This is a genomic window from Glaciihabitans sp. dw_435 (assembly GCF_018449675.1).
Classification (GTDB): Bacteria; Actinomycetota; Actinomycetes; order Actinomycetales; family Microbacteriaceae; genus Glaciihabitans.
In genome coordinates, this window is record NZ_JAAVUZ010000006.1 from 18,213 (window position 1) to 30,399 (window position 12,187).

The following is a 12,187-nucleotide window of genomic DNA, read 5'->3' on the forward strand; positions in this document are numbered from 1 at the left end:
ACAAGAACCGACGGCTCAGAGCGTCCCCACCGCCGCGAAGGCTTCGTCGAGCAGGTCGCCGTAGGAGTCGGCCCCGTCCGCCTCCGCCCAGGCCGCGGTCGCGACGAACAGGCAGGCGAGAGCACTCTGAGCGAGCGCTCCGGCGGCCATCGACGGGTGCGCGCTGGTGGCGGTCAGTCGCTCCTCGACTATCGGAGTAAGCACGGCCGCCCAGGCGGTGTGGCGCTCGATGCTGCGGGCGCGGAGTCCTGCCGTACTCATCGCGACGCGCGTTGTGCGCAGCACATTCGCCGGATCGCCGGCGGCCGTGCGCACCAACGGCTCCAGCGACGCCCGCAGCGCCGCCCAGGGCGACTCGTCTGCGGGGCGCTCCCGGAGGGCCGCCTCGACGAGGAGACCCATGGCCATGAGGTCGCCGATGACGACGTCTTCCTTCGTGGGGAAGTACCGGAAGAAGCTGCGCGGGGAGATGCCGGTCGCGATCGCGATGTCTTCGACCGTCGTCTGGTCGAACCCCCGCTCGTCGAGGAGCGCAATGGCCCGCTGTGCGACCTCGGCGCGGATGGCCGACTTGCCCAATTCGCGCAGGTCCGCGCGGACGGTTCCTTCAGAATTCATGCCTCCGAGCTTACGGTGCCAGCGCTGGCATTCCCGTTCTCTCAGAGCGTACGTCGCCATAGTTGGCATTCTCTGCCATAACGGGCATAAAACGCCTCAACCCTCAGTTGGGGTGACAGTACGGCGCGCACCAGTGTCGTCAGTAAGAAGGGCACACATCATGACCGATTCATCCACTCTCCCCACCATCGTGATCGTTCACGGCGCATGGACCGACGCGAGTTCCTTCGCGGGAGTGCAGCGGCTGCTGACCGAGGAGGGCTACACAGTGCAGGAGTTCGCCAACCCGCTGCGGTCGCTCGCCGGTGACACGGACTATCTCGCCACGTACCTGCAGACCCGTACAACGGGCCCGGTAATCCTCGTAGGACACTCCTACGGTGGAGCCCTCATCGGCTCCGCTGCGCTGAGTGCTCCGACCGTGCGTGGTCTCGTCTACGTCAACGCGTTCGTCCCGATCGAGGGAGAGAGCCTCCTTGACCTGCTCAACAGCGCCGGACCCGTCGACCCGTCGCAGCTCTTCGACATGGCGCCCTACCCGGGAGCTCCCGAGGGCGACGTCGATCTGTACATCCAGCGCGGACCGTTTGAGCCGGCGTTCGCTACCGGACTGAGCGAGGAACTGCAGGCCGAGTTCTACGCCAAGCAGCGCCCCATCACGTTCAGCGCCGTCGGCGCTCCGGCCTCGGCCGGACAGGCATGGGAGACGCTCCCGTCCTGGTACGTCGCCGGAACCCGCGATGGCAGCATCCCGCTTGCGCTGCAGTTGCGCATGGCGGAGCGCGCTGGTGCAACCGTGACGCAGGTGGACAGCGGCCACCTGTCGATGGTGACCCACCCGCGCGACATCGTCGACGTTATCGAGGGCGCCGCAGTAAGCACGGCACAGTAATAACCCCAGTGATGCGTCTATCGCACCCTGACGAAAGCCCCGCATCCCGGTGATGACGGGGCTTTCCCGGTTAAGGCGTGACCATTCCGCCGTTGACGTTGAGGGTGTCACCGACAACAAAACTCGACTCGGCCGACGCGAGGAACACGTAAGCCGGGGCCAGCTCCGCCGGCTGCGCCGCCCTGCCCATCGGGGATTCGCTCGACCCAAAGTCGGGCAGTGTTTCGGGATCGACACCGCGGCTCACCTGCAGAGCAGTCCAGGTCGGGCCGGGAGCCACCACGTTGACGCGGATCCCCTTCGGGATCAGCTGCTGGGCGAGACCCTTGGACAGGTTGTTGATCGCGCCCTTAGTGCTCGCGTAGTCGAGCCGATCGGGCGCGGGAACGTAGGCCTCGAGGGACGCGGTGTTGATGATCGTGGAGCCCGGCCGCAGGTGGGGTAGCGCGGCCTTCACAATGGAGAACATCGCAAACACGTTCGTGCGGAATGTCTCTTCAAACTGGTCCTCCGACAGGTCGTCGAGCGTGGGTTGCCAGACCTGCTTGCCGGCCACGTTCACCACGGTGTCGAGGCCGCCCATACCCTCGACCGCCGCGGCGACGAGCTCCCGGCAGTACTCGCGGGACGTGAGGTCGCCGGGCACGGCAATTGCCTTGCGCCCGGCGGCTTCGATTACTTCGATCACGTGACGGGCGTCTGACTCCTCCGCGGGAAGGTAGGAGAGCGTGACATCCGCTCCCTCGCGCGCGAAGGCGATCGCCACGGCCGCGCCGATCCCGGAATCGGCACCCGTAATGAGCGCCTTCCTGCCGGTCAGGCGTCCGCTTCCGCGATAGCTATCCTCGCCAAGATCGGGCACCGGGGTCATCTGCGACTGGAGGCCTGGCTCCGGCTGCTGCTGCACCGGCGGCGAAATCACCGGGTACCGGGTGGTGGGATCTCCGAACTCGTACTGGTCGGTGGGCATCAGGAGGCGCTCTTGGGCTGTTCGATGCCGAGGGCGTTTCCATCGGGATCGAGGATGTACGCCACCCAGACCTTGCCCTGGTCGGCGATGCCATCCACGGTCTTTAGCTCATCGGTGTCGTAGTCCTCGGGCGTGACACCGCGGGTAGCCAGCTCATCGAGCTCGGCGCGGAGGTCGGCGACCTGCCACGATGCCTTGGTCTGCTCGTCCTTGCTTCCGGTCGTGCTCGCCGTCACGGTGAGGCGGGTCTGACCCGACTGGTAGCTGATGGCCGAGTCATCCTCGTCGATGACGGCCAGCTGCAGCTTGTCCGCGTAAAACGACTTGGATGCTGCGAGGTCGGTCGAGAGCAGTACGACTCCGACGGGATATGCGTTGAGCATGATGTGGCCTTCCGTTCTGAATGTCTCTTCAGTCTCGGGAGGCCGACCGCCAGCATCAAGGGTGCTCCGGATGACTCGGAGTTAAGGTATGGGCGGATTGCCCGCGTCATCGTCGGACTCATCGACGTCGACGTCGACCTGCTGGTCTTCCTCCGGATTGAAGTTGGATTTCTCCGGATCGTGACCCACGGCGATGCCGTCGTCGCTGTTGGGAATTGTGCCGTCCTTGCCCAGATTGGGACCCGTTGCGCCGGGCTGAGACTCCGTTGTCATCATGACCTCCTGGTCGAATTGGTGCAAAAATCCTAGCTCCGCACCCCGCGCAAGTCGATTGCACGGCGACACCTTCGCGCGCCGGTGGGCGATTGTCCAGCCGCCATTCAGTCGGCGGCAGCAGCATACGCTGGGCGGGACGAGCAGCAGAACGGGGCGGTGGGAACCATGAGCGATGCCACACGCGCCGTCCGTCGCCCCCGGCTCACCCCCACGACGCTGGGGTGGTGGATCGCCGACTACGTCTATGCCGCGGCGGCGCAGGTTCGTGGTGTTGTCGACCGTGCAGAGCCCGCATCGTTCCGGTCCGGTGACGGCGCGCCCATCCTCGTGATCCCCGGAATCTACGAGACCTGGCAGTTCATGCAGCCACTCGTGACGGCCCTGCACGACCGGGGCCATCCCGTTCACGTCATCGAACTGCTGCACCGCAACCGTCGACCCGTGATCGACTCCGCCCGGCACGTCGCCGACTACCTCGCCGAGCATGATCTTCATGATGTGATCATCGCGGCGCACAGCAAGGGCGGACTGATCGGCAAGGAAATCATGGTGCACGGCTCCGCGACCTCGCGGGTGCGCGGCATGGTGGCGGTCGCGGCTCCGTTCAGCGGCTCGTCGTATGCCCGATTCCTGCTGCTGCCGAGCCTGCGCATTTTCTCGCCGACCGACGCGACCATCGTGGGGCTCGCCCGTGAGCGGCAGGTCAACGCTCGCATCGTCTCGGTGTACGGACGGTTCGACCCGCATATCCCCGCGGGGAGCTACCTCGACGGTGCCAGGAACGTCGAACTGGACACCGGAGGCCATTTCCGCGTGCTCGCGAACCCCCGGGTCATCGCCGAGCTCATCCAGCTGGCGGAGTAAAGCCGGGCTCACCCGCGGCGAAATCCACGATCGCGGTCGCCGTCGCCACCGGATCGGAGTGGGGAACGTTGTGCCGTGCACCGGGAATCGAACCCGCCCGGGCATCGGGCGCGGTGCGGGCGAGCGTCTCGCACCACGCAGCGTTTGCGAGTGGGTCGTGCTCCCCGCGGAGCAGGAGGATGGGGTGGGGCACGGCCGAGATGGCCCGCTCGGTCGGATAGTCGCGCATGAACTGGGACTCGGTCAGGAACCAGCGGATGCCACAGCGCAGGTAATCGAAGGCGACCATGACCTGCGTGCGCGGTGGCTCCAGGGCTGAGTCACGCGCGAGGTCGGCTGCCTGCGCGCGCAGGGATCGCTTCGAGACATCCACTACCGGACCGATCAGAACCACATGGGACACGGCCGCCGGCGACTGGCGTGCCAGCTCGAGGGCGAACTGCGCCCCCATCGAATGGCCGACGACGATGACGGGGCCGGTCCCCATCCCGGCGAGTTGCGCTCCGATCGCCGTCGCGGTGTCCTCGATGGACAGGGGCCGGTCGGGGCGCGGGTTCGCGCCAAACCCGGGCAGGTCAAACGCGATGACGTGGCCGGTCAGCGACAGCTCGCGGGCGAGACCAGAAAACGAGCGGTGCGAGAAGCCGATGCCGTGCAGGAGCAGGAAGGTCGGGGCATCCGCTGCCACCCTCGAGGGCATGCGCAACGTGCGGATGCCGAGGCTTCCGCGGATCACCGGGCGCACGAGGGGGAGGAGAGTTTCACCGGGAAGGCCATGGCGTCATCGTACGGGCAGCATCGGGGCTGTAGATGTCAGGGGGATGCTCGTACCCTGTACAGATGAGTCGTCGTCGCAGAAATATCTCCGCCGTTCTGGTTGCCGTTGCCGCGCTCGTCTACGGGATCTCGCCCATCGACGTGATTCCCGAATTGCTCACCGGACCGCTGGGTCTCACCGATGACCTTGCCGTGCTGCTCGGCGCGGGCTTCGCCGTCTACAAGCTGCTGACCGGGCGCGGCGATCCGCGTACCGGCGGAGCGACGCCGCCTCCCGCCCGGTGATGGGCGTGCCGCGCCGGGCCACGGTTGACAGCGGTCCGGCGGTCACGACGGAAGATGCGGTGGTGGATGGCCCGCACGGGCCTGTTCCCGTGCGGCGCTACTCACCCCCGACCGATGTGACAGCGACCGATGCCGTGCCGATCGTCTGGGTGCACGGCGGCGCCTTCGTGAGTGGTGGGCTCGATCAGTCCGAATCCGATGCGGTGGCGAGGTCGCTGGCGCGGGCGGGATTCCCGGTGACCACGGTCGGGTATCGGCTCGCGCCCCGTGTGCCGGGACTCCGGGGATTCCGGTATCCGGTGCCCGTCGATGACGTCGTCGCCGTGGTGAACGAGGTGGTCGGCACCGCGCCCTCGGGCGTGATCCTCGGCGGCGCAAGCTCCGGAGCCTGTCTGGTGGCGGCCGCCGTGCTGCGCCGGCGGGAATCCGGCACGGGCGGCGGCGTGCGTGGGGTGTTCCTGGCGTACGGCACGTTCCACGCGCTCATGCCGCGGCGCGCGCCCGAACTCGTCCGCCGTCTTCGCGGGTACCGTCGCTACACGCACGTTCCGCGGCTCGTCAGGTTGATGAATCTCAATTACGCGGGGACCCGGGCGGCATTGCTGCTGCCGGATGCGTTTCCCGGGGGTCATCCGCCCGGTGATTTTCCGCCCACGCTGTTCATCGACGCCGACCGGGACGCGCTGCGTGCTTCGGGTGGGGAATTCGCCCGCGAGCTGACCGACGCCGCCGTGCCGGTTGAATATCACGTGCTCCCCGATATCGGACACGCGTTCTTCGACCGCCCGGAGATCCCCGAGTTTGCGCAGGGCATCCGTCTGATCGTCGAGTGGGCCCGCCGGCACTAGACGCGCCAGGCGGGCGGCGCCGCGTCTTGCCCCGGCGTTGCCCTGCTCTGCCCCGGACATGCCGCGTCGCGACGACCGAGGATCCGGTCGCCGCGACGGCGGTAGAGCTGCGGGGGATTAGCGACGCGAGGTGCGGCGGCTTCCGGTGCGGGTCCAGATGAGCAGCACGATGATGGCACCGATGATCGAGCCAATGATTCCGGCGGGCTGGAAGAAGCCGTCGTTTGAGTCGTGGTTGAAGATGAGGTAGCCGAGGAAGCCTCCCACGAAGGAACCGACGATGCCGAGGAGGATCGTCATTCCGATGGAGATGTTCTGGCGTCCGGGAACGATGAGGCGGGCGAGGGCGCCGGCGACGAGTCCAATGACGATGAGGCTGATGATGAGACCGAGCATGAGTGCATCCTTTGTTAGAGCGCGGGGTGCCAGCGGGTTGCTGAGCGGATGACTCAAGCCAAGCAGTTTTTAGGGGTGACCGTTAACACCCCTAGGGGTGACTATGATGCCCATTTCGAGGGGTAGGTTGGCTGTATGGCTCAGCAGGGCACTCCCATTCGCGTCGCACTGGTCGACGACTACGACGTGGTGCTCGCGGGCCTCGCCCACATGTTTGACAACTATCGCGACCGCATTACCATTTGCGAGATCGACGCGAACGCCGCACTGGACGACGAGGTCGACATCGTGCTCTACGACTCCTTTGCGCAGCCGGAATCCGACCATGAGGAGCTCGGGGCGCTGGTGCGTAATCCCCGGGCGCGGCGCGTCGTCGTGTACACGTGGAACTTCCACCCCGACCTCATCGAGAGCGCGCAGCGGCAGGGCATCCACGGTTATCTTTCCAAGACCCTTCCCGCGCGCGAGCTGGTCGCGGCTATCGAACGGGTGCATGCGGGCGACGCCATCATCAGCCCCGCACCGCGCAAGGCGAGCGGAGCGTCCGGCCTCGACTGGCCGGGCCGTCACGAGGGCTTCTCCGACCGGGAGTCCGAGATTCTCGCGCTGATCACCCAGGGCAAGAACAACGCGGAGGTCGCCGCGCTCACCTACCTGAGTCCGAACACGGTCAAGTCCCACATTCGCAACATCTATCGCAAGATCGACACCACCAGCCGCACGCAGGCGGTTCTGTGGGGCGTTGCCCACGGGTTCACTCCCGACCATCACCGCATCGACCACTGGCTCGGCGGCCCTTGACCCGATTCGGGGGTTAGCCCCACCCCGGTGCACCGGGTAGCTCGATAGTGCCGATCCGGCGCGGTCAATAGCGTCGTTAGAGACGACAACGCCTCCGTTTCGAGGCTGATCGCGCTGACAGATCGGACCCTCATGGACACCCTCAACGAGCTCATCGTTTCGTGGGCCGGCTCACCGTTCGTGCTTCTCGCGGTGGTGGTTCTGGTCACCATCGACGGATTCTTCCCGCCCATTCCCGGAGAGACGGTGGTGGTCGCCCTCGCCTCCATCGGTATCGCGACGGGAGCCCCGAACGTGTGGGCGGTGCTGGCCGCCGCGGCGGTCGGCTCGTTCCTTGGCGACAACATCGCCTTCCTCATCGGGCGGCGTATCGACCTGGGGCGGTATCGCTGGACCCGGGGTGCGCGGGCAACGCGGGCGCTCGAGCGGGTGCGCGGCGCGCTCGATCGGCGCGCGGCATCCGTCATCCTCACCGCACGTTTCGTGCCGGTCGGCCGGGTCACCGTCAACGTGCTCGCCGGATCCGCGGGGTTCCCGCGCCGGCGGTTCGTCGCGCTGAGCGCCGTGTCCGCGGTTGCGTGGGCGGGCTACTCGGTGCTCGTCGGGGCCGTCGCCGGCGCGTGGCTGCGTGACCAGCCGCTGATCGGCGCCGCGGTCGCCGTGGTGATCGCCCTCGGTGTTGGTTGGCTGACGGATCTCGTCATCCGCCGGGTCGGTGCGCGCAAGCTTGCCGGCGAAACCCGTCGCGCAGCCGCGGAGCCCAGCGCTATATTGGCGACACGAACTCAGGGTTGAGCGCGCGGGAGGCACGGCGAACATGACCGAACACATCACGGGCCGTCAGTTTCACGACAGTGACGGGGTGGAGGACTGGCGGGTGGTGTCCGGTGGGGCACAGACCTTCTTCGTCACGGAAACCTTCGCCCGGGGCATCCGCCTCATCAATAAAATCGGTGAGATCGCCGAGGCCGCCGGGCACCATCCCAATGTGGACCTGCGCTACGGTGGCGTGCTCGTGCGGGTGTTCACCCACGATCTCGATGACCTCAGCGCCCTGGATGTGCCGCTGGCGCGCGCGATCTCCGTGGCCGCGCGCGACCTGGAGATCCCCGCCGACCCGTCGCAAGCGCGCTGGGTGCAGATCGCGATCGATGCGCTCGACATCCCGACCGTGCTGCCGTTCTGGGCAGCGGCGTTCGGCTACGTGCAGATCGCCGAGGCGGACCTCATCGACCCGCTGGGGCGCGGGCCGAACATTTGGTTCCAGCAGATGGATGCCCCGCGGCCGCAGCGCAATCGTATTCACATCGATCTCTACCTGCCGCGAGACCAGGCGGAGTCCCGCATTGCCGCCGCGCTCGCCGCGGGCGGTCGCGTCGTGAACGATGCGGATGCCCCGGAATGGTGGACCCTCGCCGACCCCGAGGGTAACGAGGTCGACATCGCGCCGTGGCCGGACGACTACGCCGGCGACTGAGCCGACCGGCGCGGGGCTACTCCAGCGCGTTCTCGCGCAGCCAGGCGAGCGCCGACTCCGCCGCCGTGAGGACCGAGATGTGACCGTCTCCTTCGCGCCGCCAGAACTCGGCACCGGCGCAGTGCCGTGCCAGCCACTCACCGTGCGCGACGGGAACCACGCGATCGGCGGTGCCGTGCATGAGCAGGGTTGGCGCCCTCACGTCGGCCGGGTCGAATCCCCACGGGCGCACGTAGGCGAGGTCGTCGTCGGCCATGCCACCGATGCCCGCGTCGAGACCCCTGCCGGCCACCTCGCCCAGCCACTCCCACTCCGCGTCGAGCGCCGCGTAGTCGGCGGGGATGAACGACTCGGGGTCGAACTCCGCCGCGAGCAGCAGCGGTTCGAGCACCGCCCGCCCGGCGACGGACGCCGCGAGCTCCGCCTCGCCCGCGGGCGCCATGCCCGCAAACCAGTTGAGGCCCCGGGCGGTGAACGGCGCGAGCGATGCCCCGGCGACGACGCCCCGCACCCGGTCGGGCAGCAGGGCGGCACAGGCAAGCGCGTGCGGGCCGCCACCCGAGTGACCCATGACGGCGAACCGCTCGATTCCGAGCGCGTCGGCGATCGCGGTCACGTCGCCGGCGACCGACGCGATGCTGCGGCCCAGCTGCCGGGACGACCGGCCATACCCGGGCCTGTCATGCGACACCCAGCGGATGCCGAGCCGCGCCGACTCGGCGGCCAGCGGCTGCGGGGGTGGCCCGACGTTCGGGGTACCGTGATGCCAGAACACGACGAGACGGTCATCGCCCGCCACGGCGTCGTCGCCGTAGACGTGCAGCCTGCGTCCGTCGGGAGAGTGGATGTCGCGTTCCTGCGTCATCCGCCGAGCCTACGACCCGCCCGCTCCCGCGCACCAGCGGTGCGGCGCATCACAATCACCCGGGCTACCTCGTCATACCGGTGACGGGTTGACCCGGCACCCCCGGCTCGTACGATGGGGCTGACCCCCGCGACGGAAGGATGACCCCATGCCCGACACGGTCCCCGGAGCCGACCCGATCGAGGACCTCGTGGGGGAGCGGCGGCACCTGCTGAACCTCGCCTTCCGCATGCTCGGCACTGTGCACGAGGCGGAAGATGTCGTGCAGGAGACCTGCCTGCGGTGGTACCGCCTCAGCGAGGAGGAGCGCGCAGCGATCCGGGTGCCGGGAGCGTGGCTCACGCGCGTGGCGAGCCGTATCTGCCTCGACCAGCTCGGGTCCGCCCGCGCCCGCCGCGAGCGCTACGTGGGTGAGTGGCTGCCGGAACCGCTGCCCGCGTTCACCGCACACCGCGAAGATCCGGATCCGCTCGACCGGATAACGGTGGATGACTCGGTGCGCATGGCCCTTCTTGTGGTGCTCGAATCCCTGACCCCCGCGGAGCGCGTCTCGTTTGTGCTGCACGACGTCTTCGGGATGCCCTTCGGCGAGATCGCGCAGGTCGTGGGGCGTTCCGCCGACTCGTGCCGCCAGCTCGCGACATCCGCCCGCAAGAAAATTCAGGCAAACAGGGCGACCGCCACGAGGCCCGAGCAGCACTCCGCGGTGGTCGCCGCCTTTCGCGCCGCGTGTGAGTCTGGCGATATCGAGGCGCTGGTCTCGGTGCTGGACCCGAGCGTGACGGCGCGGTCGGATGGCGGCGGGTTCGTCAGTGCGGCGCTGCGTCCGATCGTTGGGGTCGACAACGTGGCGCGGTTCCTCCTGGGCGTTCTGGCCAAGGCCGGCCCGCTCGATGTCACCGAGGAGCTCGTGAATGGGGAGGTGGCGCTCGTGGTGCGGGCGGGCGGTGCGGTGTTCGCGATCGTGTCCCTGGGCGCCACCGACGACCGGGTGAGCGACGTGTGGATCGTGATGAACCCGCAGAAACTCACCGCCTGGGGCGCATCGACTGGCCGCGTCGGGGACTAGCCGCGAGCGGGACTGGCCGCGCGTGAGCTCGCCCGCACGTGCATGCGCTCGCCCTGCTTGCCGAACAGCGTGAGGAACTCGACGGCGTTGGCATCGGCGCGACCGACCCAGTGCGGGGTGCGGGTGTCGAACTCGGCAGCCTCGCCGGGCGGCAGCACCAGGTCGTGTTCGCCGAGCACCAGGCGCAGGTGTCCGCGAAGCACGTAGATCCACTCGAAGCCCTCGTGCGTCCTCGGCTCCGGGTCGGCCTGCGGCGGGCCTGCCGCGATGATGTGCTTGAACGCCTGCAGCCCCACCGCACCACGGTTCAGCGGCAGGATCGTCTGCCCGTGCCGCTGGATCGGCCGGATGTGAATGCGCGGGTCCCCGGTTGCCGGCGCGCCCACCAGTTCATCGAGCGGAACGCCGTGTGCCCGGGCCAGCGGCAGCAGCAGCTCGAGGTTCGGACGCCGCTGACCCGATTCCAGCCGCGAGAGGGTGCTCACCGAGATGCCCGTCTCGGCGGCGAGACCGGCCAGCGTGACGCCGCGACTCAGGCGCACCGCCTTCAGCCGGGGTCCGACAGAGTCCAGTACCGCTTCGGTCGCGTCATCCATTCGCCCATCCTGTCACGAATTCGTTGCCGTTTTGGCAACGAAGCTTGTCAGAATGGCCCGCGTCGTCCGATGCTGACGGACATGGATAACCGGATGCCCCAGGGCGCAGAAACTTCGTATGACGTCGTCATCGTGGGCGGGGGTGCCGCGGGCCTCAGCGCGGCGGTCGCCCTGGGGCGGTCCCGCCGCTCGGTTGTCGTGATCGACGCGGGGGAGCCGCGAAACGCGCCCGCCGCGGGTGTGCACAACCTGCTAACCCGGGACGGCATGAGCCCCCTCGAACTGACGCGCGTCGGCCGGGAGGAGGCCCGCAGTTACGGCGCCGTGGTGCGGGAGCGCACCACGGCGATCGGCGCCCGCCGCGACGACGCCGGCTTTGTCGTGGACCTGGCGGACGGGTCGCGCGTGCGGGGGAAGCGCATGCTGGTGACTACCGGGCTGATCGACGCGCTGCCGGAGGTGCCCGGGCTCGCCGAGCGCTGGGGCAGGGACGTCATTCACTGCCCGTATTGCCACGGCTGGGAGGTGCGCGATGAAGCGATCGGCATTCTCGGTACCGGTCCCGCGGCAATGCACCAGACGCTGATGTTCCGGCAGCTCAGCCAGGACGTCACCCTCTTCGTCCACACGGCGCAGCCGCCGGACGCGGAGCAGGCCGAGCAGCTGGCGGCACGGGGTATCCGCGTGGTGACCGGCGAGGTGGCGTCGGTGTCGGTGGCGAACGATGAGCTCGACGGGGTCGTGATGGCGGACGGCTCGAGGCATCCGCTTCGGGCACTCGTCGTCGCGCCGAGCTTTCGCGCGCGGGGCGAGATCCTCGTGCAGCTGGGACTCGAGGTGACCGAGACGCCGATGGGCACGGTGGTGGAGTCCGATGCCATGGGGCAGACCGCCGTGCCGGGAGTCTGGGCAGCGGGCAACGTCACCGATCTGTCTGCCCAGGTGGTGTCGTCGGCCGCCGCCGGGTTGGCGGCGGGTGCCTCGATCAACGCCGACCTCATTGCCGCGGACACCCGGGCCGCGGTCGAGGTGTACCGCGCCAGCCGCTGACCCACGCGTTCGCTTCCGGC

Annotated in this window: 17 protein-coding genes; 9 read left to right on the plus strand and 8 right to left on the minus strand. The window is 68.4% G+C overall.

Annotated elements, in window-relative coordinates:
* Positions 1 to 15: 15 nt before the first annotated feature.
* Positions 16 to 618: a TetR family transcriptional regulator gene (locus tag HB677_RS09635; RefSeq protein WP_213815491.1), complete on the minus strand. Its 603-nt coding sequence runs from the start codon at positions 616 to 618 to the stop codon at positions 16 to 18.
* 160 nt (positions 619 to 778) lie between these two features.
* Between HB677_RS09635 and HB677_RS09640 the strand changes: the two genes are divergently transcribed.
* Positions 779 to 1,510 carry an alpha/beta fold hydrolase gene (locus tag HB677_RS09640; RefSeq protein ID WP_213815492.1) on the plus strand — a complete coding sequence of 244 codons (732 nt, stop codon included), beginning with the start codon at positions 779 to 781 and terminating at the stop codon, positions 1,508 to 1,510.
* A gap of 70 nt (positions 1,511 to 1,580) precedes the next feature.
* Here the strand turns inward: HB677_RS09640 and HB677_RS09645 are convergent, their stop codons facing one another.
* The 3 genes from HB677_RS09645 to HB677_RS09655 form a co-directional block, all read right to left on the minus strand.
* Positions 1,581 to 2,480, minus strand: coding sequence for an SDR family oxidoreductase (locus HB677_RS09645; RefSeq protein ID WP_213815493.1), 900 nt, complete (start codon positions 2,478 to 2,480; stop codon positions 1,581 to 1,583).
* Positions 2,480 to 2,863: a VOC family protein gene (locus HB677_RS09650; RefSeq protein WP_213815494.1), complete on the minus strand. Its 384-nt coding sequence runs from the start codon at positions 2,861 to 2,863 to the stop codon at positions 2,480 to 2,482. Before HB677_RS09650 ends, HB677_RS09645 begins: the two co-directional genes overlap by 1 nt.
* 81 nt (positions 2,864 to 2,944) lie before the next feature.
* Positions 2,945 to 3,136, minus strand: a complete 192-nt coding sequence (locus HB677_RS09655) for a hypothetical protein (RefSeq protein WP_213815495.1) — start codon at positions 3,134 to 3,136, stop codon at positions 2,945 to 2,947.
* 168 nt (positions 3,137 to 3,304) lie between these two features.
* On the opposite strand from HB677_RS09655, the gene HB677_RS09660 reads away from it, so the two are divergent.
* Positions 3,305 to 4,003, plus strand: a complete 699-nt coding sequence (locus HB677_RS09660; RefSeq protein ID WP_213815496.1) for a triacylglycerol lipase — start codon at positions 3,305 to 3,307, stop codon at positions 4,001 to 4,003.
* Here the strand turns inward: HB677_RS09660 and HB677_RS09665 are convergent.
* Positions 3,984 to 4,748, minus strand: coding sequence for an alpha/beta fold hydrolase (locus tag HB677_RS09665; RefSeq protein ID WP_213815497.1), 765 nt, complete (start codon positions 4,746 to 4,748; stop codon positions 3,984 to 3,986). The genes HB677_RS09660 and HB677_RS09665 overlap by 20 nt on opposite strands.
* Before the next feature lie 95 nt (positions 4,749 to 4,843).
* Here HB677_RS09665 and HB677_RS09670 point away from each other — a divergent pair, with 95 nt between their 5' ends.
* The gene (locus tag HB677_RS09670; protein ID WP_213815498.1) at positions 4,844 to 5,065 is read left to right on the plus strand and encodes a DUF1232 domain-containing protein; all 222 of its coding nucleotides are present in this window, start codon (positions 4,844 to 4,846) and stop codon (positions 5,063 to 5,065) included.
* 62 nt (positions 5,066 to 5,127) lie between these two features.
* On the plus strand, positions 5,128 to 5,913 hold the full coding sequence (locus tag HB677_RS09675) for an alpha/beta hydrolase (protein WP_307852549.1): 786 nt from the start codon (positions 5,128 to 5,130) through the stop codon (positions 5,911 to 5,913).
* Positions 5,914 to 6,030: 117 nt separating this feature from the next.
* Here HB677_RS09675 and HB677_RS09680 read toward each other — a convergent pair whose 3' ends face one another.
* A complete protein-coding gene (locus HB677_RS09680; RefSeq protein WP_213815500.1) occupies positions 6,031 to 6,309 on the minus strand; it encodes a GlsB/YeaQ/YmgE family stress response membrane protein in 279 nt (92 codons plus the stop codon).
* A gap of 135 nt (positions 6,310 to 6,444) precedes the next feature.
* Between HB677_RS09680 and HB677_RS09685 the strand changes: the two genes are divergently transcribed.
* The 3 genes from HB677_RS09685 (at position 6,445) to HB677_RS09695 (ending at position 8,587) form a co-directional block, all read left to right on the plus strand.
* Positions 6,445 to 7,110 (plus strand): response regulator transcription factor, encoded by a 666-nt coding sequence (locus HB677_RS09685; protein WP_213815501.1) that lies wholly within the window; start codon positions 6,445 to 6,447, stop codon positions 7,108 to 7,110.
* 132 nt (positions 7,111 to 7,242) lie between these two features.
* Entirely contained in the window at positions 7,243 to 7,905 is a 663-nt protein-coding gene (locus tag HB677_RS09690; RefSeq protein ID WP_213815502.1) for a DedA family protein, read from the plus strand.
* Positions 7,906 to 7,927: 22 nt separating this feature from the next.
* The gene (locus HB677_RS09695; protein ID WP_213815503.1) at positions 7,928 to 8,587 is read left to right on the plus strand and encodes a VOC family protein; all 660 of its coding nucleotides are present in this window, start codon (positions 7,928 to 7,930) and stop codon (positions 8,585 to 8,587) included.
* Positions 8,588 to 8,603: 16 nt separating this feature from the next.
* Here HB677_RS09695 and HB677_RS09700 read toward each other — a convergent pair whose 3' ends face one another.
* Entirely contained in the window at positions 8,604 to 9,452 is an 849-nt protein-coding gene (locus HB677_RS09700; RefSeq protein WP_213815504.1) for an alpha/beta fold hydrolase, read from the minus strand.
* A gap of 148 nt (positions 9,453 to 9,600) precedes the next feature.
* On the opposite strand from HB677_RS09700, the gene sigJ reads away from it, so the two are divergent.
* Entirely contained in the window at positions 9,601 to 10,521 is a 921-nt protein-coding gene (gene sigJ, locus HB677_RS09705; RefSeq protein WP_213815505.1) for an RNA polymerase sigma factor SigJ, read from the plus strand.
* On the opposite strand, the gene HB677_RS09710 is transcribed toward sigJ, so the two are convergent.
* Complete coding sequence (locus HB677_RS09710) at positions 10,518 to 11,117, minus strand: helix-turn-helix domain-containing protein (protein WP_213815506.1); 600 nt, start codon at positions 11,115 to 11,117, stop codon at positions 10,518 to 10,520. The genes sigJ and HB677_RS09710 overlap by 4 nt on opposite strands.
* A gap of 93 nt (positions 11,118 to 11,210) precedes the next feature.
* Between HB677_RS09710 and HB677_RS09715 the strand changes: the two genes are divergently transcribed.
* Complete coding sequence (locus HB677_RS09715; protein WP_213815507.1) at positions 11,211 to 12,167, plus strand: NAD(P)/FAD-dependent oxidoreductase; 957 nt, start codon at positions 11,211 to 11,213, stop codon at positions 12,165 to 12,167.
* Positions 12,168 to 12,187: the final 20 nt, after the last annotated feature.

Excerpts from the sequence above, each read along its gene's own strand:
- HB677_RS09640 (WP_213815492.1), top strand. The coding sequence starts at position 779 with ATGACCGATTCATCCACTCTCCCCACCATCGTGATCGTTCACGGCGCA.
- HB677_RS09710 (WP_213815506.1), bottom strand. The coding sequence starts at position 11,117 with ATGGATGACGCGACCGAAGCGGTACTGGACTCTGTCGGACCCCGGCTG.
- sigJ (WP_213815505.1), top strand. The coding sequence starts at position 9,601 with ATGCCCGACACGGTCCCCGGAGCCGACCCGATCGAGGACCTCGTGGGG.
- HB677_RS09680 (WP_213815500.1), bottom strand. The coding sequence starts at position 6,309 with ATGCTCGGTCTCATCATCAGCCTCATCGTCATTGGACTCGTCGCCGGC.
- HB677_RS09685 (WP_213815501.1), top strand. The coding sequence starts at position 6,445 with ATGGCTCAGCAGGGCACTCCCATTCGCGTCGCACTGGTCGACGACTAC.
- HB677_RS09650 (WP_213815494.1), bottom strand. The coding sequence starts at position 2,863 with ATGCTCAACGCATATCCCGTCGGAGTCGTACTGCTCTCGACCGACCTC.
- HB677_RS09695 (WP_213815503.1), top strand. The coding sequence starts at position 7,928 with ATGACCGAACACATCACGGGCCGTCAGTTTCACGACAGTGACGGGGTG.
- HB677_RS09715 (WP_213815507.1), top strand. The coding sequence starts at position 11,211 with ATGCCCCAGGGCGCAGAAACTTCGTATGACGTCGTCATCGTGGGCGGG.
- HB677_RS09635 (WP_213815491.1), bottom strand. The coding sequence starts at position 618 with ATGAATTCTGAAGGAACCGTCCGCGCGGACCTGCGCGAATTGGGCAAG.
- HB677_RS09645 (WP_213815493.1), bottom strand. The coding sequence starts at position 2,480 with ATGCCCACCGACCAGTACGAGTTCGGAGATCCCACCACCCGGTACCCG.
- HB677_RS09660 (WP_213815496.1), top strand. The coding sequence starts at position 3,305 with ATGAGCGATGCCACACGCGCCGTCCGTCGCCCCCGGCTCACCCCCACG.
- HB677_RS09700 (WP_213815504.1), bottom strand. The coding sequence starts at position 9,452 with ATGACGCAGGAACGCGACATCCACTCTCCCGACGGACGCAGGCTGCAC.
- HB677_RS09655 (WP_213815495.1), bottom strand. The coding sequence starts at position 3,136 with ATGACAACGGAGTCTCAGCCCGGCGCAACGGGTCCCAATCTGGGCAAG.
- HB677_RS09690 (WP_213815502.1), top strand. The coding sequence starts at position 7,243 with ATGGACACCCTCAACGAGCTCATCGTTTCGTGGGCCGGCTCACCGTTC.
- HB677_RS09670 (WP_213815498.1), top strand. The coding sequence starts at position 4,844 with ATGAGTCGTCGTCGCAGAAATATCTCCGCCGTTCTGGTTGCCGTTGCC.